At 61.1% G+C, this 21,512-nt stretch carries 14 protein-coding genes and 6 pseudogenes; 11 read left to right on the top strand and 9 right to left on the bottom strand.

The genetic code is table 11. From position 1 onward, the window contains the following. Positions 1-61: 61 nt before the first annotated feature. Positions 62-775: a DUF6065 family protein gene (locus tag SS05631_RS01210; protein ID WP_037423779.1), complete on the top strand. Its 714-nt coding sequence runs from the start codon at positions 62-64 to the stop codon at positions 773-775. 127 nt (positions 776-902) lie between these two features. After that, positions 903-1,268, top strand: coding sequence for a hypothetical protein (locus SS05631_RS30845; protein ID WP_157213199.1), 366 nt, complete (start codon positions 903-905; stop codon positions 1,266-1,268). Between the two features lie 35 nt (positions 1,269-1,303). Here the strand turns inward: SS05631_RS30845 and SS05631_RS01200 are convergent, their stop codons facing one another. Both SS05631_RS01200 and SS05631_RS01195 read right to left on the bottom strand, forming a co-directional pair. Continuing rightward, the gene (locus SS05631_RS01200; RefSeq protein WP_037423776.1) at positions 1,304-2,098 is read right to left on the bottom strand and encodes an anti-sigma factor; all 795 of its coding nucleotides are present in this window, start codon (positions 2,096-2,098) and stop codon (positions 1,304-1,306) included. Next, entirely contained in the window at positions 2,095-2,637 is a 543-nt protein-coding gene (locus tag SS05631_RS01195; RefSeq protein WP_037424086.1) for an RNA polymerase sigma factor, read from the bottom strand. The genes SS05631_RS01200 and SS05631_RS01195 overlap by 4 nt, the downstream gene beginning before the upstream one ends. Positions 2,638-2,772: 135 nt before the next feature. Here SS05631_RS01195 and SS05631_RS01190 point away from each other — a divergent pair, with 135 nt between their 5' ends. From SS05631_RS01190 to SS05631_RS32600, 3 genes are all read left to right on the top strand, one after another. After that, the gene (locus SS05631_RS01190; protein WP_037423773.1) at positions 2,773-4,155 is read left to right on the top strand and encodes a S8 family serine peptidase; all 1,383 of its coding nucleotides are present in this window, start codon (positions 2,773-2,775) and stop codon (positions 4,153-4,155) included. Between the two features lie 799 nt (positions 4,156-4,954). Further along, positions 4,955-5,164: a cold-shock protein gene (locus SS05631_RS01180; RefSeq protein ID WP_037378482.1), complete on the top strand. Its 210-nt coding sequence runs from the start codon at positions 4,955-4,957 to the stop codon at positions 5,162-5,164. Between the two features lie 58 nt (positions 5,165-5,222). Continuing rightward, a complete protein-coding gene (locus SS05631_RS32600) occupies positions 5,223-5,477 on the top strand; it encodes a hypothetical protein (protein WP_037423767.1) in 255 nt (84 codons plus the stop codon). A gap of 67 nt (positions 5,478-5,544) precedes the next feature. Here SS05631_RS32600 and SS05631_RS01170 read toward each other — a convergent pair. Together SS05631_RS01170 and SS05631_RS31280 are read right to left on the bottom strand one after the other, a co-directional pair. Further along, a pseudogene (locus SS05631_RS01170) lies at positions 5,545-6,042 on the bottom strand (DUF4334 domain-containing protein). Beyond that, positions 5,999-6,314 (bottom strand): annotated as a pseudogene (locus SS05631_RS31280) (MBL fold metallo-hydrolase); the annotation flags it as partial. The pseudogenes SS05631_RS31280 and SS05631_RS01170, both read right to left, overlap by 44 nt. Before the next feature lie 244 nt (positions 6,315-6,558). Between SS05631_RS31280 and SS05631_RS01165 the strand changes: the two are divergent. After that, the gene (locus SS05631_RS01165) at positions 6,559-7,044 is read left to right on the top strand and encodes a GNAT family N-acetyltransferase (RefSeq protein WP_037423764.1); all 486 of its coding nucleotides are present in this window, start codon (positions 6,559-6,561) and stop codon (positions 7,042-7,044) included. A 297-nt stretch (positions 7,045-7,341) separates the two neighbouring features. Here the strand turns inward: SS05631_RS01165 and SS05631_RS01160 are convergent. After that, positions 7,342-7,634: pseudogene (locus SS05631_RS01160) on the bottom strand (acetyl-CoA C-acetyltransferase); the annotation flags it as partial. Positions 7,635-7,827: 193 nt separating this feature from the next. On the opposite strand from SS05631_RS01160, the pseudogene SS05631_RS32595 reads away from it, so the two are divergent. Together SS05631_RS32595 and SS05631_RS01155 are read left to right on the top strand one after the other, a co-directional pair. Next, positions 7,828-7,905: pseudogene (locus SS05631_RS32595) on the top strand (transcriptional regulator); the annotation flags it as partial. 337 nt (positions 7,906-8,242) lie between these two features. Further along, the gene (locus SS05631_RS01155) at positions 8,243-9,553 is read left to right on the top strand and encodes a sorbosone dehydrogenase family protein (RefSeq protein WP_037423761.1); all 1,311 of its coding nucleotides are present in this window, start codon (positions 8,243-8,245) and stop codon (positions 9,551-9,553) included. A gap of 346 nt (positions 9,554-9,899) precedes the next feature. Here SS05631_RS01155 and SS05631_RS01150 read toward each other — a convergent pair whose 3' ends face one another. From SS05631_RS01150 to SS05631_RS01135, 4 genes and pseudogenes are all read right to left on the bottom strand, one after another. Continuing rightward, positions 9,900-10,616, bottom strand: coding sequence for a carbohydrate ABC transporter permease (locus SS05631_RS01150; RefSeq protein WP_037423758.1), 717 nt, complete (start codon positions 10,614-10,616; stop codon positions 9,900-9,902). Beyond that, positions 10,613-11,506 (bottom strand): annotated as a pseudogene (locus SS05631_RS01145) (sugar ABC transporter permease). The gene SS05631_RS01150 and the pseudogene SS05631_RS01145 overlap by 4 nt, the downstream one beginning before the upstream one ends. A 33-nt stretch (positions 11,507-11,539) precedes the next feature. Then, on the bottom strand, positions 11,540-12,769 hold the full coding sequence (locus SS05631_RS01140; protein WP_037423755.1) for a sugar ABC transporter substrate-binding protein: 1,230 nt from the start codon (positions 12,767-12,769) through the stop codon (positions 11,540-11,542). 176 nt (positions 12,770-12,945) lie between these two features. Then, the gene (locus SS05631_RS01135; protein WP_037424083.1) at positions 12,946-18,483 is read right to left on the bottom strand and encodes a trifunctional serine/threonine-protein kinase/ATP-binding protein/sensor histidine kinase; all 5,538 of its coding nucleotides are present in this window, start codon (positions 18,481-18,483) and stop codon (positions 12,946-12,948) included. 466 nt (positions 18,484-18,949) lie between these two features. On the opposite strand from SS05631_RS01135, the gene SS05631_RS01125 reads away from it, so the two are divergent. The 3 genes and pseudogenes from SS05631_RS01125 (at position 18,950) to SS05631_RS01115 (ending at position 21,423) form a co-directional block, all read left to right on the top strand. Continuing rightward, on the top strand, positions 18,950-19,420 hold the full coding sequence (locus tag SS05631_RS01125; RefSeq protein WP_037423752.1) for a hypothetical protein: 471 nt from the start codon (positions 18,950-18,952) through the stop codon (positions 19,418-19,420). Positions 19,421-19,576: 156 nt separating this feature from the next. Further along, positions 19,577-19,795, top strand: a pseudogene (locus tag SS05631_RS01120) (ATP-binding protein); the annotation flags it as partial. A gap of 248 nt (positions 19,796-20,043) precedes the next feature. Beyond that, complete coding sequence (locus SS05631_RS01115) at positions 20,044-21,423, top strand: hypothetical protein (protein WP_037423750.1); 1,380 nt, start codon at positions 20,044-20,046, stop codon at positions 21,421-21,423. The last annotated feature ends 89 nt before the right edge of the window (positions 21,424-21,512 follow it).

Raw genomic sequence — 21,512 nt, 5'->3', positions numbered from 1 at the left:
GGAGGGAATAGAAGTCGCGTCGCACCGTTTCTCCCGAGCCACTCGAACTGGAGAAATCGGAATGTTGAATATTTTGCAAAAGGAACCGCGGGTCATGCGCTTTCTCTGCCGGCCGGAAGACCAAGGCGTCATCGCGCCGCCTGTGCCGGCCAAGTCGGCCCTGCCGGATTGGTTCCGAAAGCTGCCGGCGATTGATAAAGACCACTTGTCGACCAACAACAATGGCCTAACCGCCAAGCGCTGCATGCCTTTTCTTGATGCGATGGCCGCCGGGTGGATTCTGCCGATCGCCGCCACCGTCAGGCTGGAGATCAAGGACGGCGGCCGCAGTGTCGAAGCAGGATGGGAGTTCGACCGCGTCATGGTCAGCAATCACGGGGCCCATCAGGTGGCGGGAAACCCACGTGAGCCCTCTCCCCCTTGCAAGTTTCACAACTACTGGTCAATACGAACGCCGCCTGGCTGGAGCTGCCTTTTCCTGCCGCCGCTCAACCGTCCGAGGCAGCCATTCGAATGCGTCGCGGGCATCGTCGACACCGATAGCTACGCCGCCAACATCCATTTCCCCTTCTTTGCCACGGCGCCGGACGGCCTCTATGTCATCGAGAAGGGAACGCCGCTCGTTCAGGTGATACCGTTTCGCCGAGTGGATGCAGCCGTGACGGCGGAAATTCGCGCCGAAACCCGACGGGAGGCCGTCGAGCGCGAGACGATCTACCGGAACACAATCGCCGGGCAGGGATGGTACCGAAAGGTGGCGCGCGCTGCTCGTTGAGGCGTTACAGCATGAATGAGCGGGGGCCGGCATTTTCCGGCCCCCGCTTCTCTTTGCGGTGCGTATTCAGCGCACGCGCCACAGCTTGCCGGGACGATAGTCCCGACCGGAGCTGTTCGAGCTCGAGTTGGACGAACTGTTCGAGGACGAGTTCGAGCTGGAGTTCGAAGAGCTGTTCGAAGAGGAGTTCGAGCTCGAATTCGAGGAGCTGTTCGAAGACGAGTTGGAACTTGAATTGCTCGATGAATTTGAACTCGAGTTGGACGAACTGTTGCCGGCAACGATGATCTCGCCGTCCGTGCGGCCGGTCGCGTGGCTGCTCTGCCTCTGCGGGTTCGCGCCATCAGGAAGGATCCGCGGGTGCTGGCTCGCCTCCGCGGCAGAGCCCACGAATGCCGCCAATCCGGCGGCGAGCGCGGTATTTACCCAATTCTTGATCATGCCAATTACTCCTCATCTAAACCGGACCGGTTTCTTCGGTCCGGTGGAGTAACGGGCGATGCCTGCCTCTATTCCACGGCGCGATTTTTAGTTCGCTTCGCGTCTTTTTTGGCGGAGATCGCCAAGTACCTTGCCTTCTTCGACTGCCTCGAGCGGCTGCCCGGCGCCGATCGCCGTCAGATAGGAGTCGAGCGTTTCGAGGGATGATGCCGGTGCATAGCCATCGTTGCCGCCTGGCGCGGCGACGGCGAAAGTCACGCGCCATTCGGCGCCGGCTAGGCAGGCAACGGAAACCACCGTCGAGCGGTCGGCCCAATCCACTTCGAATTCCCGGCAGACCGCCTTTGCATTGTCGCGGAATGTCGCAATGGCACGAAAGCGCTGGTCAGAACCCGGCAGTTGCCTTTCCGCACCGGAGGCGACCGTTACGAGCGCCTCGTCGAGCGCCGGTTTGCTCAGGGCCGCGAGTGGCAGCACATTGGATGGCGCCGCTTCGCCACCGCGGCCCAGCCAATATCCACCGAACCCGGCGATGAGGGCCACAACCGAGGCGGCGATGGGTGCGGCCCAGCTGCTTATCGGCCGATCGTTTGCGGCCCGATGCGGGAAAGACAGCACCCTGGGGCCCGATGCATTCTGCGCCAAAGCCTTTTCCGCGACCATCCTCTCGACGGCGGACTTGAGTTCGGCCGGCAAGGGTTCTTCGAGTAGCGGTTTCATGGCGGTCTTCGCCGCCTGACGCGTTTCGATGAATAGGCCCACCCGCGCGACAAGTTCGTCGTCGGTTTCCATTGCCCGCTCGACCTCAGCGGAGGTCTCGGCATCAAGCTCGCCGTCGGCGAAGCGCATCAGCGTCTCATCGGAGAAATCCGTCCTGGTCATTCCTCTACGTCCTTCATCACGTGAGAACGGGCGCTCTTTGTGGTTATTCCCGCAGTCTCGGCGAGACTCTTGCGGGCCCTCGCCAGCCGGCTCATTACCGTTCCTATTGGGATGTCGAGGACACCGGCCGTCTCGCGATAGGAAAGCTCCTCGACGCAGACGAGGATGAGCACCTCCCGCTGCTCCTCCGGCAACTCTCCGATCGCTTCCGCCACGGTCTTGAGCGTCAGGCGCGCCTCGGCTTCGCCCTCCCCGGACGAGCCGGCAATGTCCTGGCGTTCGGAGATATCGTCCTGAATGCCCGCGGTTTTCTGCCTGCGCACCTGGTCGATCCACAAATTGCGGAGGATGCGAAACATCCATGCGTCGAAGCGTGTGCCCGGCTCGAAGCGGTCGGCGCTTGCCAGCGCCCGTTCACAAGCCGCCTGAACGAGGTCGTCGGCGACATCACGCGAGCGGCAGAGCGATACGGCGAAGCGGCGCAGATTGGGCAGAAACGCTATGAGGCGTTCACCGACATCCTTCACCGCAACGCTCATGACCCCGAAACTCCGCAATTTGGACGAGAAATGGGAATAGATCGACGACTCAGCCGTTCCCATTCAATCTACAGGCACCCGCCCGTCTGTCCAAGAAATGCACTCTCGTGCTTCAAGCAAGATCGAGATTCTGAGATGGCGACCCCGCTGAGAAACATTCTGGTCATGTCCCTTACGGCAATCGCCCTCCTCGCGGGCGACGCCATGGTTTCCGGCAGCGAAACGACGTTGGAAATCCTCGGAGCCAAAGCGGCCCTGGCCGACGATGACAATGACGACGATGAGGGAGGCAGCAGATCTGGGCGCTCCGGATCCTACCGGTCCGGTGCAGGGTGGAACGGCGGCAGGAGCCTGCTCCCGTTCCGCGGCCTCTTCCCACGCCGACACATCGCCCGGCGCGCGCCTGCTCCCGCACCCGCCGTGCCGGCACGAGCACCGGATGAGATCGTCGGTTTCGGTTTCAGCGCGGCTCAACTCACGCAACTGGCCGAAGCGGGCTTCGAGGTCGTCGACCGCGGCACGGTGACGATGCTCGATAGCGAAATCGTCAAGTTTCGCATCCCCGCGAGGATGACCCTGGACGCTGCGAGAGCGCGGGCGCAGACCCTTGCGCCAGAGGCCAGCATCGACTTCAACCATTACTTCCGCCCGGAACGGGGCGCCGAGCATTGCGCGCGGGGGGACTGCCTGGCGCGCAGCGTCATCGGCTGGCCCTCGGCTTACGATCGACCGAGCGCTTGCAGCGGCACAGTTACGATCGGCCTCGTGGATACTGCCATCAACCCCGAGCACGACGCCTTCGAAGGAAGCGATATCGAAATCATCCGCCTTGCCGATGAAAGCTTGCCTCAGTCGGGGAAGCAGCACGGTACCGCGATCGCGGCTCTGCTCGTCGGGTCCACGACGAGCCGCACGCCCGGTCTCATTCCGGGCGGTGACCTGATCGCCGTGGATGCTTTTCACCGGGCCACGAGGCAAGACGACCGCTCCGGCGCGTTCGATCTGGTGCGTGCTCTCGACCTCCTTGCCGCGCGCGAAGTGCAGCTCATCAATCTCAGCCTCGCCGGGCCGCCCAATCGGCTGCTCGAACAGGTGGTGAAGAAGGCGGGCGAACGCGGCATCATCCTGGTGGCCGCAGCCGGCAATGGCGGCCCGAGAGCGGAGCCGGTTTACCCCGCCGCTTACGAAGAGGTCATCGCCGTGACAGCGACGGACAAGAGCAAGCGACCCTACAGGCGCGCCGGACGCGGCGACCACATCGACTTTGCTGCTCCCGGTGTGGCCGTCTGGACGGCGGCGTCGATCACCGGAGCTCGTCCGAAAACCGGCACCTCCTTCGCCGCACCGTTCGTCACCGCCGCGGTGGCGTTGATGAAGGCGTCGGAGCCGAAACTCAGCCCTGCGCTGATCCGCGAGAGGCTCGCCGGCAACGTCGAAGACCTCGGCGATCCGGGCAAGGATCCAGTCTTCGGCTGGGGCCTCCTGAACGCGCGGTCGCTCTGCGAAAAAGCTTCTTAGATCACTTGCTCGCTCTACAGCAGATTGCGCGACCGGGGGACTACCATCAACCCTCCTCGGGCAGCGTGCGCTCTCGCCTCCATTAATATGACTTAATATAAACCCCTAATTTTTTATTGATATACCCCTGCTATTGTGTAATCTCCTGTCTGCGAGGGCGGATATTTCGGGCATTTTTTAGTAAAATTTACGAAGTATACTTTTTCGCGCAAGAATATTTTCTTGCCTCGCTAGTTAATACTGGATATTTTGAGTGTTCAAATGAAAGGCCCTGCCCCGGGGCAGGGCCTTTCCCTGCTCAAGAGTGTAAATTCAATGAAGCCTTGCGACCGCAGACAGCTGGCCGGGCACTTCCGGTCACATTGAGAAGACCTGGAGCCGCGCCAGCGCGTGTTTGACCCCGTTGCCGCCGGAAACGGCGATAAATGAAAATGGAACGGTCTCGACATATTGGACCGGCCCAAGAGCTCATGGTTCCAGCCGTTCGGCCAAGCCTCCGCTCCCGAGCGTGGAACAAACCTTCTTGCTTGGACGTTTCCGTCAATCGAAGTACCCATCGTCAAGCGCGGTGAAATCGACCAGGTACTTCAGGAGACCGAAATGGATATCACGACGCTCTTAATCATCATCCTTGTTCTTATCCTATTGGGTGGCGGCTGGTACGGCCGGGGACGCTGGTACTAAGCAATTGACGAGTGACACTACATCTTATGCCGTTGCGCTCGATCGCGACTTCATGAAAAAATTAGCTTTCTCGGATCGCCTAGGGCGATCCTCTCTGACTTGAAAAGGACGCTACATGGCTTCTGGAACGGTAAAGTGGTTCAACAGCACCAAGGGCTTTGGCTTCATCCAGCCTGATGACGGCGGTCAGGATGTCTTCGTGCATATCTCGGCGGTAGAGCGTGCCGGCCTCTCCACTCTCAAAGACGGCCAAAAGGTAAGTTTCGAAATCACTCAGGACCGCAGGTCGGGCAAGAGTTCTGCGGACAACCTTCGCGCACTTTGATGTCGCGCGTCGTGATGACCTGGGCTTCAGCGTTCCCGACCTCACGAAGGAGAAGGCAATGAAAGATGTTGGCCGAAGTGATCCGTTCAAGCCGAGCAAGAAAGTCGCCTCGAACCACGCTGTCGATCAGGCAACTCTCGCCTGTCGGGCAATCATGGAACAGGAAGCGCTGGCGAGAGAGAAGAAAACGGCCCGACTGAGACAACTCAGGTTGGAGAGGGATGCAGCCGAGGCCGAGCTTGGCGAACGCCCTGCCGCAGCCGGGCGACCGCGCACGAAAAAGCCGTCCCCGAAAACGGATGCTCGGCGATAGGTGATTACTGCCGCGGGCAGCTATTCAGCTGGCAGTAATTCAAAGTGCTACCGTGACCTTTGCGCGTCTAATTGGATGCGTGGCGCTGTAAAGGCTCATCCACCCGCTCGAGTTCGAAGAAGTAGATCCGGTCGTCACCGCTGACCGTCATCGCCCCCATGATCCTTTGCTCATCGATCCGGCGAAAGTAGTCGACGATGGGCTGGTCGTCATAGATCATGGCGGCACTCACCACGCCGTATAACGGCATGGTCGTCAGCGAAGCCACAGGGCCCTTCGCCCGAAGTCCGCGCATGAGGCACGAAAACAGGTGTCTCGCGGCGCCCGTGCTGCCGATGTTTTGGAAACGAAGCGCCAAGCGAACTGGTATTCTCGCCGGATCGATGGCGATGAGCCGCCGCCGTCCCATGCGAAACAACAGTGCATTCGCGCATATCCGGCCTGAAACGCTTACCGAACCATCCGAGGTTTTCCAGCACACCGTCGAGCGGATGCCAGTCGGAATGCCACGCCCCCTCCAGGTCGGAAATCTCTTCGAGAGCGCCGACGTGGTCGAAGTGTCCATGCGTCATCACAATTGCGGCCGGCCGTGATTTTGCACCGAAACGTTCCTCGGCGGCCCGGGTAATGAGGCCGGTTCGTCCCCATCACTCCGGCGTCGATCAGAACCCACTTGCGGTCGCCGGCACCCGGGCTTCCGAAGAACACGACATTGACAATGCCAAGGCGCCGGTAAGCGACGTCGGAGCACAGCTGCAGAGTGCCGTCGTCATTTGCCGTGTTGCTCGGCGGGTTCTCGGCGCGACCATGTGGATCGAGCGGTACTTGCTGGGCCATTTCCATGCCTCCTTCCGCTGCACAGAGAGGTGTCGAACCATCGCCGATGGGATTGGTTCCGAAGGGTCGGGCGCTGGCCGCGTTTCGATCTCGGCAGCCGAGGAGCAACGCACTGTGGAGGGCACGAGAAATTGCAGCGCCTTACGATCACTACCCGTTGAAGTACATCAGCCATGAAGTAAGCTGCAACTCAAAATTTTATCCGCGCTCGGCCCATTCCAGCAACCGAAGCTCACGAGGACGCATGCCCCAATCACAGTCGCAGCCGTACGCAATCTCGGACTTGCGTGATCAGCCGGGCTTCTGCCCTACGGTTGCAGATCGTATCTGGCGGGCTTGGTGGCAAGGCGCCGGCCATCCGCTCGAACATGTAGCCGACCACATGCAGGAATTGCTGGACGAAGGAGCACTGCCTTTCGGGCTTGTTGCCCACGACGGGGCGACATATCTCGGATCGGCCCTGATCATCTTCTGCGACCTGGAGGAGCGTCCGCAATACGCTCCATGGGTGGCGGCCGTATGGGTCGATGCCGACCACCGGCGCCGGGGTATTGGCAGGGCCCTTGTCCGCCGCGCAGCCGAAGCGACGTTCGACCTGGGCCATGACGTCGCCTATCTATGCGCCTTGCCGGAAAAGCGCTCATTCTATGAGGCATTCGGCTGGCGTCGCGTGGAAGAAGATGTCGGCCCGCATGGGCTCACCGTCCTCACCTTTTCGCGGGGCGTCTAGCTCGGTCAAAGCCAGCCTTCCGCGCCCGGCCCACAGGGGCCGCAGGCGGGGAACGTGACGGAAGCCGCGATTGAGTCTAAAGCGACCGTCGCGTCAAGCTTGATCTTATGGCTCGATTGGATGTCCGACGGCGGACATTGGCGAGAGTTGATAGGCGAGCCGCCGAAACGCTGCCGACGAACAAAGCGTCTGGCCCGTCGAACTGCAATGCCGATGATATGCTCGCTTGCGCAGCAGCGAGCAATGTGCATCGCTGCTCCGCTGTGCGCTCGCCTCTGTGGGAGCAACGCGGAACTGCTAAAGGCGCTCGACGCACATGGCGACGCCCATGCCGCCGCCGACGCGAGGCCCGGAAAACGCCCCGCCGCTTCATCACGAAGAGCACGTGTTGAGGACGCGGGCGCCAGAAGCGCCGATCGGATGGCCGATCGCGATCGCGCCGCCATTGACGTTGACGATAGGGGATCCCAACCGAGGTCCTTGTTGACGGCGCAGGCCTGGGCGCGAACGCCTCCGTTCGCCTCCACCAGTTCCACGTCGTCGACCGCCCAGTCGGCCTTCTCCAGCGCGTTGCGGGATGCGGGGACGGGGCTGGGATGGCGATGAAGCCGCTGACCCGCCCACCATCGACATAGCCATTCGCGACGGCGCCTTGGACCAAGTCCTCCATCACTAGGCCGAGCCAGCCATCGCGGCTCTGATCGTCAGACGTTCGTCGTTGATGATGAGCGGGCTGTCGACGCGGACATGAGTTCGCGCCCGCCCTTCTCGAACTCCCAAACCGCGCGCATCGGCGTTCGGCCGCACACCATCGAATGGATCGAGAAGTCAGAAGCGTCAGGGACGATCCAGCTCAACACGCATCTAGACTCCATTCCAACCGCATCGTTCGCACATCGGAGACTTCTATCCAGATCTCACCAGAACTCCCGAAAATCGGAGGACGAGCCTTCCGCCGGATCGAGAAAACATTCGGCGATGTTTGCCAAGAATCCCCCATGCATAGTGTCCAAGGTCGCGGCAGAAGTTTGGCGTTGCCCGCCAGAATTTTGCCGGTCATGTCGAACTCGATGATGGCTTGCAATTTATGCACTGGGTCGAGGCCGGCTTTTGCGTCAGTGGCCCACAAACAATGCGGTTTGAGGATACCAACCCGCAGGAGCTTCGGGTAGGTTGCGCATCAAGGTTAGGAGGGCACATGGGCCTGTCAGATATTCTCGGTCGATTGGTCGCACTGATCGGCGCTGTGGCCATCCTTTTGCGGCGCCAGGACGGCGATTCTCTGGAACCGGCCTATGGCAGCGCCCCGACAATCCCGAGAGCCAAGCCGCAGGGCATTCCGACCCTGAAGATGCCGACAGCCAAGGGATGGCCCGCGGAGCAAATGCCGACTGCGGCGGCCGGGCTCAACGTGAACGCATTCGCGGCCGGGCTCAAACATCCCCGTTGGATTTACGTGTTGCCGAATGGCGACGTACTGGTCGCTGAGGCACTGAGCGAGCCGGGGGGCATTAAATCCGCCTTCGACTACGCCATGTTGAGCACAATGAAGCGCGCCGCCGCAGTGGGCGCAAGTCCGAACCGCATCACGCTGTTGCGGGATGCGGATGGCGACGGCGTGGCCGAAATCCGCACCGAATTTCTCGACGGACTCAATCAGCCGTTCGGCATGGCGCTTCTGGGCGATACGTTGTATGTCGGCAACACAGACGGGGTGGTTGCGTTCCCGTATGAAACGGGCGACACACGTATCAGCGGGACAGGCCAAAAGGTTACGTCCTTCAAGGCCGGGGGGCATTGGACGCGAAGCCTGCTTGCGAGTCGCGATGGACGAAAGCTTTTCATCGGCGTCGGTTCGCTCAGCAACATCGGCGAGCGCGGCATGGCGGCAGAAGAAGGACGGGCCGCTATCCACGCGCTTGACCTCGAGAGTGGTCAGCACCGCATTTTTGCCTCCGGTCTGCGCAACCCGGTGGGTATGGCGTGGGAACCAACGACGGGTGCGCTCTGGACGGTGGTTAATGAGCGCGATGGCCTGGGCGACGAGACGCCGCCCGACTATCTGACATCAGTGCGCGACGGCGGCTTCTATGGATGGCCCTATTGCTACTGGGGGCAGATCCTGGACGACCGGGTGCCGCAGGACCCGGCGATGGTCGCAACCGCCATAACACCGGACTATGCCTTGGGCGGACACACTGCATCACTTGGCCTTTGCTGGCTTCCCGCAGGCACTCTGCCCGGCTTCCCGGACGGCATGGTCATCGGGCAGCATGGTTCCTGGAACCGCAGCACATTGCGCGGCTACAAGGTTGTCTTCGTGCCGTTCGTGAATGGACGTCCAGCCGGGCCGCCGCGCGACATTCTGACCGGTTTCCTTTCGCCTGACGAGCGGTCGTCCTATGGGCGGCCGGTTGGAGTTACCATCGGCCCCGACGGCTCCTTGTTGGTGGCGGACGATGTCGGCGATGTGATCTGGCGCGTCACGGGCGAGGCGGAGCGCATGTGAAACGCGCATCGGTGCCGCGCTGGATGGGAATGCCCATGGCATCCGGATCACCGACGGCGGAGAGGCGTTTTCCTTCGCTGGTTGGCCGATTTGGACACTTCTCGACTACGGCTAATCGACGTATGTCCGTGTCGCGGGCATAGGGCCGGAGACCTCCTTGAGGGTTGAGCTCTGCGCTGGTGTGGCGCTTGGGAGGGTTAACTGGCAACCAGTTCTGCCCACGCATAGACGCAATCGCATCCTTGGGTTTGTGTTCAACACCCTACGCACCAGCGCCTATGTCGGTCCGGCTTGGATCTGCCGGAGTGCAAGTCAAGCTCGCCACGGTGGACTGAGGTGGGGTGGATCATTTCAGGGCCCCCGCGGTGAGGCCGGAGACGATGCCGCGCTGCAAGAGAACGGAGGCAGCGAGCATGGGAGTCACATAGATGGCCGCATAGGCCATAATGCTGTTCCATTCGTTGGTGTTCGGCCCCATGAAGCTATTGAGCCCGACGCTGGCCGGTTGCAGCTCAATTCTCTGGATCATCGACTTCGAATAGACGAACTCGCCGAAAGCCTGCATGAAGATCAGGATGGCGCCGACGAGGATGCCGTTGCGAGCGAGCGGCAGGACGATTCGAAAAAAGGCGCCGACGCGGGAACTGCCATCGACGAGGGCCGCTTCCTCCAACTCCTGCGGAACGCTCATGAATGTTGCGCGCACCAGCACTATGAAGAAGGGCATACTCTTGGCGACGATCGCGAGGATGACCGCCAGGCGTGGGTAGTCGAGCAGCCCGATCTGTGAAAAGCCAACAAAGATTGGTGTGATCATCAGTGATGACGGCAGGACTGCAATGACCAGCGAGTTCCAGATGTAACGCCTCATGTTGCGGCTGTGCCAGACTTGGCCGTAGATCTGCCACTGTGGGTCGGTCGGCCAAAAATCCGGAGGGTTGGCAAACATAGCCGAGCCGGACTTTAGCGCCGTGATGTACATCCAGTAGAGCGGGAATAGATAGATGGCGGCGAGCACCAGCGCCACGGCCAGCATCAACTTTTCGCGGAAGGTATCGGTCACCCCCGCACCTCGTGACGTGTGGAGCGGACGTAGACGATTGAGGCGAACATCACGAAGACGATCATGATCACGGAGAGCGTCGCTCCCTTGGCGAAATCGTACTGTCGGAACGACAACTCCCAGCCCAGTATTGCGTGACGTTGGACGAATTGTTCGGTCCACCGGAGGTGATCGCGGCGAAAAGATCGAACTGCTGCAGCGTGAAGATCAGGCCGAGCGCGATGACAGCGCCGATCGTCGTGCGCATCATCGGCAAGGTAATCGTCCAGAAGCGTTGCAGCGCGTTGGCTCCATCGAGCTCCGCCGCCTCATAGAGATCCTTCGGTATGCCCGAAAGCCCGACCGAAAGCAGGATCATGTTGAACGAGGTACCAAGCCAGATATTGGCGATAATCACCGCCCAGAGCGAACAGTGCGGATCGGAGCGCCAGAAGATATTGCCGTCGGTCACACCGATTTCCCTCAAGAAGAAGTTGAGGACTCCAAAATCGCCCGAGAGAATCCAGCTCCAGATCGCACCAACCACTAGGCCGGGCATCACCCAGGAGACGAGAAAGAGACCGCGAAGCCAGGACGCGCCCGGAAAATTCATCCAAAAGAAAAGTGCCAGCCCGAAGCCTATGACGAATTGGCCGGCAATCAAGGCGCTGACGAAGAGTGCCGTGTTAAGAAGAATTGGGCTGGTTTCCAGCTGCGCGAAGAGCTCCGTGTGAAGCCGACAAAGGGTCGTCCGAAGGTTCCAAGGCTGAACAGCTCCACTGATGGAAACTCATCAGAACGTTGTAGACGAGCGGTATGCCGGAAAGGGTGAGCAGGAAAGTGAGCGGCAGTGCAACGAGCGCAATGTCGAAGCCCTTACCATCGATGATGCTGGACAGGATTTTCTTCATGAGCGCCTCCACATCCGATAGGCACCCCTCCTTTCAGCCGAGCACGGCCTTTATCTTTTTGGCCGCTTGGTCGAGCGCTTCCCTGGAAGACATCTGTCCGGTTAGCGCCGCCTGGATCGCATCTTGGATTGCCTTGGAGATCTTCGGCCATTCAGGGTGCGGGCCACGAGGCTTGGCGTACTTGAGCTGTTCGAGAAAAACCTTGAGCGCGGCATCCTTGCGCGGCTGGCCGGTCTCGCGAATTGCGATATCGGTGCGGGCCGGGAGCAGGCCGAAGTCTCTGAACATGCGGTCATCCTGGGAGATCAAATACTCAAGCACCCCGAAGGCCTCTTCAGGGTGCTTCGTGCTGGCGAAGATCGCCCAATTGAAGTCCCCCATGGAGGAGGAGCGTTCGGCACCGTCTTCCGGTACCGGCAGCAACGTCACGCCCCAATCGAACTTCGCTTCGGCAACCATTCGGTCGAGCTCCCAGGGACCGGAAATCGCCATGGCCGCGTTTCCGGAATTGAACGTCCCGGTCGAATCCCACTGGCTGCGCGTCAGCGTATCCGGAGAAGCAAGCCTCTCCTCGAGGATCGTTTTCCAGGTATCGAGCGCCCTGACCGCGCCATCGGTGTTGATGATTTCGTAACTGGCACCGGCCATCTGTGCCCACGGCAGGAATTGGAAGGTGCCCTCCTCGCTCGCCTTGGCCGAAAAAGTTATGCCGTACACGTTGGCTGTCAGGTCGGTCAGCTTTCGTGCCGCGTCCACCAATTCAGCCCAGGTTTGCGGCGGCTTGTCAGGATCAAGGCCCTTCGCCTTGAACATGTCCTTATTGTAATATAGCGCGATCGTGTTCGTCGCCTTTGGAACGCCGTAATGCCTGCCTTCCCACATCGTGGAGGCGAGCGGGCCTGGGAAGTAGTTTTCCGGCTTGATTACCGTCGATTTCGCGATCATGTCGGTCAGATCCAAAAAGGCGCCGCGCGACGCGAACAGGACATGTTCAGGATTATCGACCGCGAAAATATCCGGAGCCTGGCCCGTGGCATAGGCGCGTAAGGCCTCGCTCACCAGATCGTCAAACGGGACCTCCCGGTACTCGATCTTGATGCCCGTATTAAGCTTGTTGTAGTCGGAGATCAGGTTCGACGCCGGCCGATCGTTATCGTGCGACCAGACGGAGATCGTCACGTCCTCGGCCTTGGCCGGAACATAGAAACACGAGACGGTAGCAAGCGCGAGAGCACCGAGCACGGCGACTTTGCGGATATCCATGGTCTCCTCCTCTTGGCTATCTTGATCCAGCCCCCTTTGGCCCCGATGACCGCGTCATGGAGGGGAATTCAACCCGGCCACGCCTCGGTCGTCTCGCGGTGGAGAGGGGCCGACGGCCTTCACTCTTTCGCAAGACTTGCACTGGCTGCGCGAGTTTCAGCCAGCCGTTCGTCCCATCAGTTTCCCAACACTGCCATTTGGTCGGTATGCTCTGCGCCAGCGGTTTCGTCCCGTTCGGGAGGCAGAGTGAACTGAAACACCGCCCCGCGAGGTTCATTCGCGGAGACCCACAGCCGACCGCCGTGAGCCTCGACGATCGAACGGCAGATCCCCAGGCCCATGCCCATGCCGCTGGGTTTGGTTGTGTAGAAGGCCTCGAAGAGGCGGTCTATACTCTGCGGGTCCAGTCCCGGGCCCGAGTCCTGTACCCTGACATCCACGCCTCCTGAGGCCTCTGTCTCGGTGCTGATCAGCAACTCGCGCTCCCCCTCACTAATGCCGCTCATCGCCTCGATGGCGTTCATGATCAGATTGAGGATCACCTGTTGCAGCTGGACGCGATCTCCTTCCACGGACGGAAGGCTCGTCGCAAATTCGGTCTGCAGCGAGACGCCTTGCCGGAGCACTTCGCTGCGGGTCAAGGCAATCACGTGGCGAATGGCTTCATTGAGGTCGAACTGCTCCTTGCGAGGCGGTTCCTTTTTAACCAAACCCCGGATCCGGCCAATGACGTCGCCCGCTCGTTTGGCGTTATCGACGATCCGGTCGAGCGCCTCACGCACTTCCTCCAAATTTGGCGGATTGGTACCCAGCCAGCGCAAAGCCGCCTGGGCGTTGGTGACCGACGCTGCGATCGGCTGGTTGACTTCATGGGCGATGGAGGCTGTGAGCTGCCCCATGGTGGCGACCCGGTTTGCGTGGGACAGTTGCCCCTGTGCCTCTCGCAAGGCCCCCTCGCTTTCGCGTAACGCCTCTGCCGCCCACCGGCGCTCGGTCAAATCGAGGACAAAAGAGACACCTTCTTTCCTGCTGTCTTCGAACAGCGCACTGCCGACCAGCACGGGCAAACGGCTGCCATCTTTGCGAAAGTACTCCTTCTCGAACGGGTGAACTGCCCCGGTCGCCTTCAGCTCTTCAGCGGTCCGTGCGTCGCGGTCGCGCCATTCGCCCGGGGTCAGGTCCGTCAAGCATAGCTGACCAGAGGCAAGATCCTCTTGGTCGTATCCGACCATGCGGAGAAACGCATCGTTTGCCTCCAGAATGCGAGCTTCCATATCCCAGATGACGATCCCGATGATATTGGCCTTGACGAGGCGGCGGATCTTGGCTTCGCGTTCTGCGAGATCGCGGTACAACCGGGTATTCTGCAATGAGATCGCTGCCTGAGAGGCGAGCAGCTTAAGCACTGCGATTCGCGCTGGCGCGAAGACCCGAGGGGCGAGGTTATTCTCAAGATAAAGCACTCCGGTCAGCTCACCCTGATTAAGCAACGGCAGGCAGAGAATGGAACGAGCATGGTGCTGACAAATGTAGGGGTCGGCGGAAAATGGGTTTTGAGCTGTTGCGTCGCCAAGAACCACGCTCTCGTTTGTGCGCAAGACATAATGAAGGACCGATTCCGGCAGCATCATCGCGGTCACGAACTTGTCGCGCAGCTGTACCACGACCGTGTCGCCGCCGGTCGTGGCTTCCGCCGTGATCCGTGACTCACCGCCACGCGATACAATCAATAGGCCGCGCTCGGCCCCCGCCTGCTCAATGGCGGTGCGCAAGACCGTGTCCATCAGCTTTTCAACGACTATCTCGCCCGAGATGGCTTGCGACACTTTAATCACCGTGGCGAGGTCAAGTTGTTCGATCGGCACTCCGATCGTCCTCTTCGGCCCGGGTGCTGGCTCATCCTCTCGCAGGTAGGGATACAATGCATCGAGTTGCTGCACCTTGCCATCAGCTCCCCAACGCAGGTAGCAGTGCCGCGCGTTTCGCAGATGGGCATGGGTATTGGTTTCGAAGCCGCGCGCCGCGTAGAAGCGCGCTGCCAGTTCGGAGGCGAGCGCCTCATTGTGGATCAAGCCGTTGTCGCGGGCAGATCGGATGGCCTGCTCGTAGAGACGCTCGGCCTCGAGCCACTGCCCTTTGAGGCGGGCGATCTCCGCGCCGAGCAGCGCGGCGCGGCTCGCGAAGTTGTCCGGGCAGTTCTCGGCCCACTCCTGGAGCCGGCGGTGGTGGGCTGCCAAGGCCTTGAGGTGGCGGGCTCGCTCCGCAGCGGGGGCCGCGTCGCAGAACGCGGCCCGTGCCAGCGCAGCGTAGAGATGGTATTCCGCCCGCTCGAAGATGGCTGGCGAGATCCAAAGAAGGCGTTCTGCTTTCGCCGCCGCCGCGACCGCTGCGGCGTGGTCGTGGGCGAAGACACGGGCCTGCAGCTTGCGGATCCAGTACAAGCAGGCTGCGATCGACAGGCGCGGATCCTCCTCCAGATGTTGTTCGAACCGGGTCTCATCGAACCCGGTATTGTTGAAGGAGCCGAAGATAGCGGTTTGGCCGCGGAGAGCCCGGACAAGCCCGACCTGCGCGGTGATGAGATCGACGACGAGACCGAACTTCGCTTGCCGCGCAAAGTCGAGCCCGGCTTCGGCCTCGCGCTGCACTTCGGCGAGCGGATTGCCGCTGGCGAGAAGTTGGGTGAGCACGTTGTTGCAGCTAAAGGCCGCGTAGGTCAGGTCACCGGCCTGGAGCGCCGTGTCGAAGGCGTGCCGTGCGATTGGACGGCCCCTTGGGAAGTGCCGCATCGGAGGCTTCGCGAGGTTCCCGAAGGCCAGGTAAACGCGGGCCTTGAGGCGGTCCGCGCCATTTTGCTCCACCATATCAAGCCCCAGCTCGCCTAAGCGGAACCCCGCCTTGTAGTCGCCGAAAAACAGTCCCAGTACGTTGCCCACCGCGGTGTAGGCGTAACACGAAGCGTCGCTGTTACCGTGCTCAAGGCTGAGATTTCCCATGCGGCCGATGACGAGGCACCGCAGGTTCTCGTCGGTGAACAAGGCCGGGGACACGAGCGAGGTAAGCACGTCCATTGTCGCGCACGCGACCGGATCGGTCATCCGGGGCAGGTCGAGCAGTGCGTCGATCGGACGGTCGCCGAGCTGCCGCCACATCCGCGCGTATTCCTGCCGGACGTCGTGCTTCGTCGGATGCGCCGACCAAGCGACGCCGACGCGGCGCAGGTAGTCGAGGCCGACAATGATGGCGCGGTCGCTTCGGCCGAGAGTCATGAAGAGGTCCACCCGCAGCCGGGTTACGGTGGCCAAGTCGGGCAGGCTGACGGCGCGGCTTGCCAGTTCGGCGAGGCGCGCCTCCGCTTCCCCCAGCGCGCCGGTGAGGAACTCGCACTCGGCCATGTGCAGCTCCAGCGCGAAAGCGAGCTCGTACCGGCGCTCCCAGCAGTCCTCCGGCAATAGGGACCGGCCGGCAGTGAGATAGGTCAGCGCCGAAGCGTAGGCAGTCGAGGCTTTGGCGCGCCGGCCAGCGATCAAGTTCAGTTCGGCAACCCACTCCCGCTCCTCGCCCGAGGCGATCAGCGCGATGCCCCGGTTGAGTTGGCCGACGATGTCGAAGACACTCTCCTCGACCTCCTCCGGCGGCGTGTGCGCGACCAGCCGCTGGCCGATGGTGAGGTGTGCAGCGGCCCGCTCGCCTTCAGGGATAAGCGTATAAGCTGCCTCCTCGACGCGGTCGTGCAGGAAGCAAAAGGCCCCATCCCTCCGGCATACCAACCCGGCTCGCTCCGCCTCCGATAGTGCTGCGTCCAGCGCAGCCTCGCTCTCCCGCTGGACCAGTCTGAGGGTGGCGATGTCGCCAACGTTGCCCAGACAGGCCAACTGCTGCAGGGCATCCTGGGTCGTTTCGGGGAGGCGGCGCAACTTGCTCAGCAAAAGGTCCACTACATTGTCTGTGTAACCCCTGGCGTGAATGCGCTCGAGATCCCAGGACCAGCATGCCTGCCCATGGTCGAAAGCGACTAGTCCTTCCTCGGCGAGTGCTGTGAGGAACTGGATGACAAAGAAGGGATTGCCGATGGTTTTTTCGAACACCAGCCGGGCCAGAGGCGCGGCACAGGCTGGCGCGCAGTGCAGCGCATCGGCAATGAGCCGGTCGAGAGCCTCAAGCCGCAGCGGCGCCAGCACAATCTCCTGCGCCGGCACGCCCAAGCTGCGGATCGTCGCCAGCCGCCGCATCAGCGGGTGCGCTGGCGTGACCTCGTTGTCCCGGTAAGCGCCGATAAGCAGCAAGTGGCGCAGCTCCGGCTGGGTCACCAAGTGCTCAAGCAGGTCGAGCGTCGCAGCATCAAGCCACTGCAGGTCATCGAGGAACAGCGCCAGCGGATGCTCCGGCTGCGCGAACACGCCGAGCAGGCGGCGGAACACCATCTGGAAGCGGCGCTGCGCGTCCTGCGGCGGCAGCTCCGGTAGCGGCGGCTGCGGGCCAGTGAGGAGTTCGAGCTCAGGGATGAGTGTCACCATGAGCTGGCCGTTTCGGCCAAGCGCCTCGCCAAAGGCTTCGCGCCAGGGCGCCAGCTCGGCCTCACTCTTGCCAAGCAGCGGGCGGATCAGCCCCTGCAAGGCCTGCGCCAAGCTGGCATATGGGATGTCGCGGTTGTATTGGTCGAACTTGCCCGAGGCGAACAGCCCGCGCGATGGCACTAGCACCTTCCGCAGCTCGCCGACGACGGTGGACTTGCCGATACCGGAGTAGCCGGACACCAGCACCAGCTCCGGGCCGCCACCCTGGACGATGCGGTCGAAGGCCGCGAGCAGGGCTTTGATTTCGCGCTCGCGTCCATACAGCTTCTCCGGGATCAGGAGCCGGTCCGGCGTGTCGTCTTCGCCGAGCGGGAAGGCATCGATGCGGCCCAGAACCTCCCACGCAGTGAGGCAGCGCCGCAAGTCGCGGCCCAGACCGGCGGCAGTCTGGTAGCGCTGCTCGGCCGTCTTCGCGAGCAGCTTCATGATGATCGCTGAGATGACGCCGGGCACGCCCTTTAGTCGCTCTGTGGGTGGCAAAGGCTTCCTGGCGAGGTGGCAGTGCACCCACTCCATCGGATCGGCCGCCGCAAACGGCAGTACGCCCGTGAGCATTTGGTAAAAGGTGATCCCGAGCGCGTAGAGATCGCTACGAGAGTCGACCGATTGGTTCATGCGGCCGGTCTGTTCCGGTGCCATGTAGGCGAGCGTCCCGGTGATGGTCTCGGGCGGGTCGGGTGTCTGCCGTTCGCAAGAGAGGCGCGAGGCAATGCCAAAGCCGATCAGCCGCACCTCTTCACTCCCGCCACTCACTAGAATGTTGGCCGGGTTGACGTCCTTGTGGACGAGACCGCGCTGGTGGACCTTGCATAGGGTCGAGGCGATGGCGATGGCGATTCGTAAGAAATCTCCGACCTTCATCGGGCCGTCGAGCAGCCGCGCGAGCAGCTCGCCGCCGGGATCCTCGAGGACCAGCATGGTCCGGCCGCGTTCGCGCACGAACTCCAGGGGCCGCACGGCCCATGTACCTTCCAGTTCTTCCTTCAGTTCATATTCGTGGGCGAGGCGATCGAGACTTGAGGGCGTCGGGTGCTCGCTGGCGGGAAATACGGTCAGCACAGCGTCCCACTGGCCGCCGGCACCCCGACGCCGTCCGCGGCACAGCACGCGTTCGCCATCCTCCCACAGGACCTTCAAGGTGCTCTCCATCAGCGCCGAACCGAGAGGATGGGTTCAACCGCCGGACTCGGTCGACAAGTTGGCGTTTCCCGACAGACTGTCAGCAACTTTGGCGCACAAAATTCGCCCGCCAGGTGGCCAGAGCAAGTATAAGAAAGATCATTACCACACATGACGTGGCCTGACGATGTCTTCCTACGACATCTCTTTCTGTGCAAATTCCGAGGCAATCCGCCCCCTGATTCCGAAATCATTCCGGCCTCTCATTCCGAATAATAGTCGCCCCCTGATTCCGAGATGATGCCGCTCCCAATTGGAGGGCTCTGAAGTGGGTCCCCTGCTGGTGTGAAGTTTCGTCCTTCGGCTGTCATGAGCGAAGGAACGGGATGCCAGCGGAGAGATTGGAGATGCGGCGTGTCCGCGAGACACTGAGATATCGCTTTAAGCAGGGGGCTTGGCCACATACGGGCGAGCGGCTGAGGCCATGCCTGTCGCTGAACAGGGCCTTGCATTAAATCCCGACTACGCATTTCTTCACTTCGCACATGGAATGGCGGCCGTGCGGCTCAGGAACGCCGATACGACGATTAGAGCCGTTCTTAGTCCTCACGATCCGTCTATATTTGCGTTCAAGACACTGCTCGGTATTGGCTTGATGCTGAGAGGCGAGCCCGATGACCTCTCAACGGCCCGGGTGCATCTACGGGAAGGCGCGTCCTTCGAACGCACAACCTATTATCCATTCATCGGAGCAGCGTTGCTCGGCCTCAGGGCGGGCAATACCGATGAAGTGAGGATCTGGATCTCTGATCCTTTGAAGAAGTTTCCAAACCTGAATGCGGAATACGTCCGAGAGGCGGCCCACCCATTCTATGAAGGCAGCCCTTACTGCGACTACCTCGACAGGTTGATCGAGCAGGGGCTGGGCTCCCCCCCCCGGGAGAGAAGCGTCTGATCGAAGAATAATCGCGTCACTTGGAAGACTCCTGTTCCCGGCTTCTATGCCGTGTTCAGGCAGAAATTCCACTTATATCCCCTGTCCAAATTTCCCGATCCAGCTCTGGCCGTTGCGTCGACGGCATTGGAAGGCTGGCGGAAGCAAACACCTCCGCAGGCGCGCTCCATCCGCTACCAGCTCACCATCGCCAAGCTGCCGCTCGCCAAAGAGAACGATGACTTCGACTTCGACGGCGCGCCGGTCAACGAAGAGCTGATCCGCGAACTCGCCACCGGCAACTTCCTGGCCGAACAGCACAACATGGTCCTCGTCGGCGGCCCGGCAACGGGCAAGTCGCATGTGGCCATCGCCATCGCCCGCGCTCTCATCCGCACATTTCGGCTGTTCGATTGAGTCAGCTTTGCGCCGATAAGCGACTTCGCCAAGGACAGATCGCGCCACCAGCCCCGACATTTACCTTCTTTTTATAGTTCAAATGACGAGTAGTCCTTACTGGACTTCACGTTTTGAAATGAACGGTCACTTAAAATGACTTCCTATTACGGGTCAGCGCGGTCATGTAACTGTTGAAGCTCGTCTGAGCCACCGCTCGACGACCAACGGACCAAAGAGCTGACAGCATGGAAAACCCGATCGCCTTGAATGGCCTTGCCGAAAACAGCGTCTTCCGTAAAGGTGATGTTTTCGTCCTCTTCGGCGAACTCTTCGGTCGCGGATACGCGACTGGCTTGGTCAACGAAGCTCGGCGGGCTGGAATGGAGATCGTAGGAATTACGGTTGGGCGGCGCGACGAGAACAACGCACTGCGGCCTCTAAACGCCGAGGAACTTTCTGCCGCCGAAGGCCGATTGGGCGGCAGGATTATCAACATACCTCTAATGGCTGGCTTCGATCTCGACGCTCCGGCAGGCGGCCCCACTCCGACGGATCTCCTCGCGACGATGACGCTGGAGAGCTGGCAGCATGACAGGCTCGACTGGGACTACATTGAGCTGTGTCGAGACATCGCCACCTCGCGGTTCACGAATTCGCTTTCACAGGTCATGGCCGTTCTCGATGGAATGATTGCCGACGGCCGCAATGTTTTTTTCGCCCATACAATGGCCGGAGGTATCCCGAAAGCGAAGGTATTCCTGGTCGTTGCCAATGGAATCTACAAGGGTGTTGGTCCCCGCCACATGTCATCGCAAGCCCTCCTCGACAGCGACATGGGCAAGCTCATCCTGCAGAATTTCGACGAAGTCTCCGCAATCACCTTTCGACATCTTATCGACTTCAGCACGGCGATCCGGGAGCGCGTAGAGGCATCGGGCGGTCAGGTCCGCTATACGGCCTACGGGTATCATGGAACGGCAATCCTGATAGACGGCAGCTACCGTTGGCAGACCTACACCAACTACACGCAAGGTTACGCCAAGATGCGGCTCGAATGCATCGCGGAGGATGCCTGGGCAGCGGGCGTCAAGGCAACCGTCTATAACTGTCCCGAAATACGGACCAATTCGTCAGACGTATTTACGGGTATCGAGCTTCCCCTGATACCGCTGCTGCTCGCCTTGAGGAAAGAGAACGGTGGCCAGTGGGCAGAGGACCAATGGCAGGCATGCCAGCAGCTTCTGGCAGACGGCTTCACGATGAAGGATGTTTTCCAGAAGATTACCGATATGCAGGCCAACGAGGTCATGCGTCCGTTTTACGACTTCTCGGCGTGGCCAATGGCGAACAGCCAAGCACAGTCCGATCTGACCATCGGCACGTCTAACGAGATCACACAGATGCATCGGGACAGCAAGGCGATGATCAGCGACCTCCTGAGTGCCCTCGTGGTGGAGGCGACGGGGCAGCTTATTTTTGGTGCATCTTCAGATCCCGCCGGTCCTGTCCGGTGGCTCAACCACGATATCGTGGCGCGCCGACTTAACGCTTCCCACCTGCAAAAGGAGTCTCCCGCGCCGTTAATCGCGCAAGGGGCGAAAGACTCGCACCTCGAGATGGCCTGAGGAGTCTTCGAGCGCATCAAAACAGACGAGTTTCAAGTGCTCGCCTTGAAGGGATCGAATCGACGGCGGCGGGAGACGGGGACTTCAAC

Origin of the sequence: Sinorhizobium sp. CCBAU 05631, assembly GCF_002288505.1 — a bacterium.
Lineage (GTDB): Bacteria > Pseudomonadota > Alphaproteobacteria > Rhizobiales > Rhizobiaceae > Sinorhizobium > Sinorhizobium fredii_C.
Note: the sequence above shows the minus strand (reverse complement) of the source record. Positions and strands in the feature narration are given on the sequence as shown.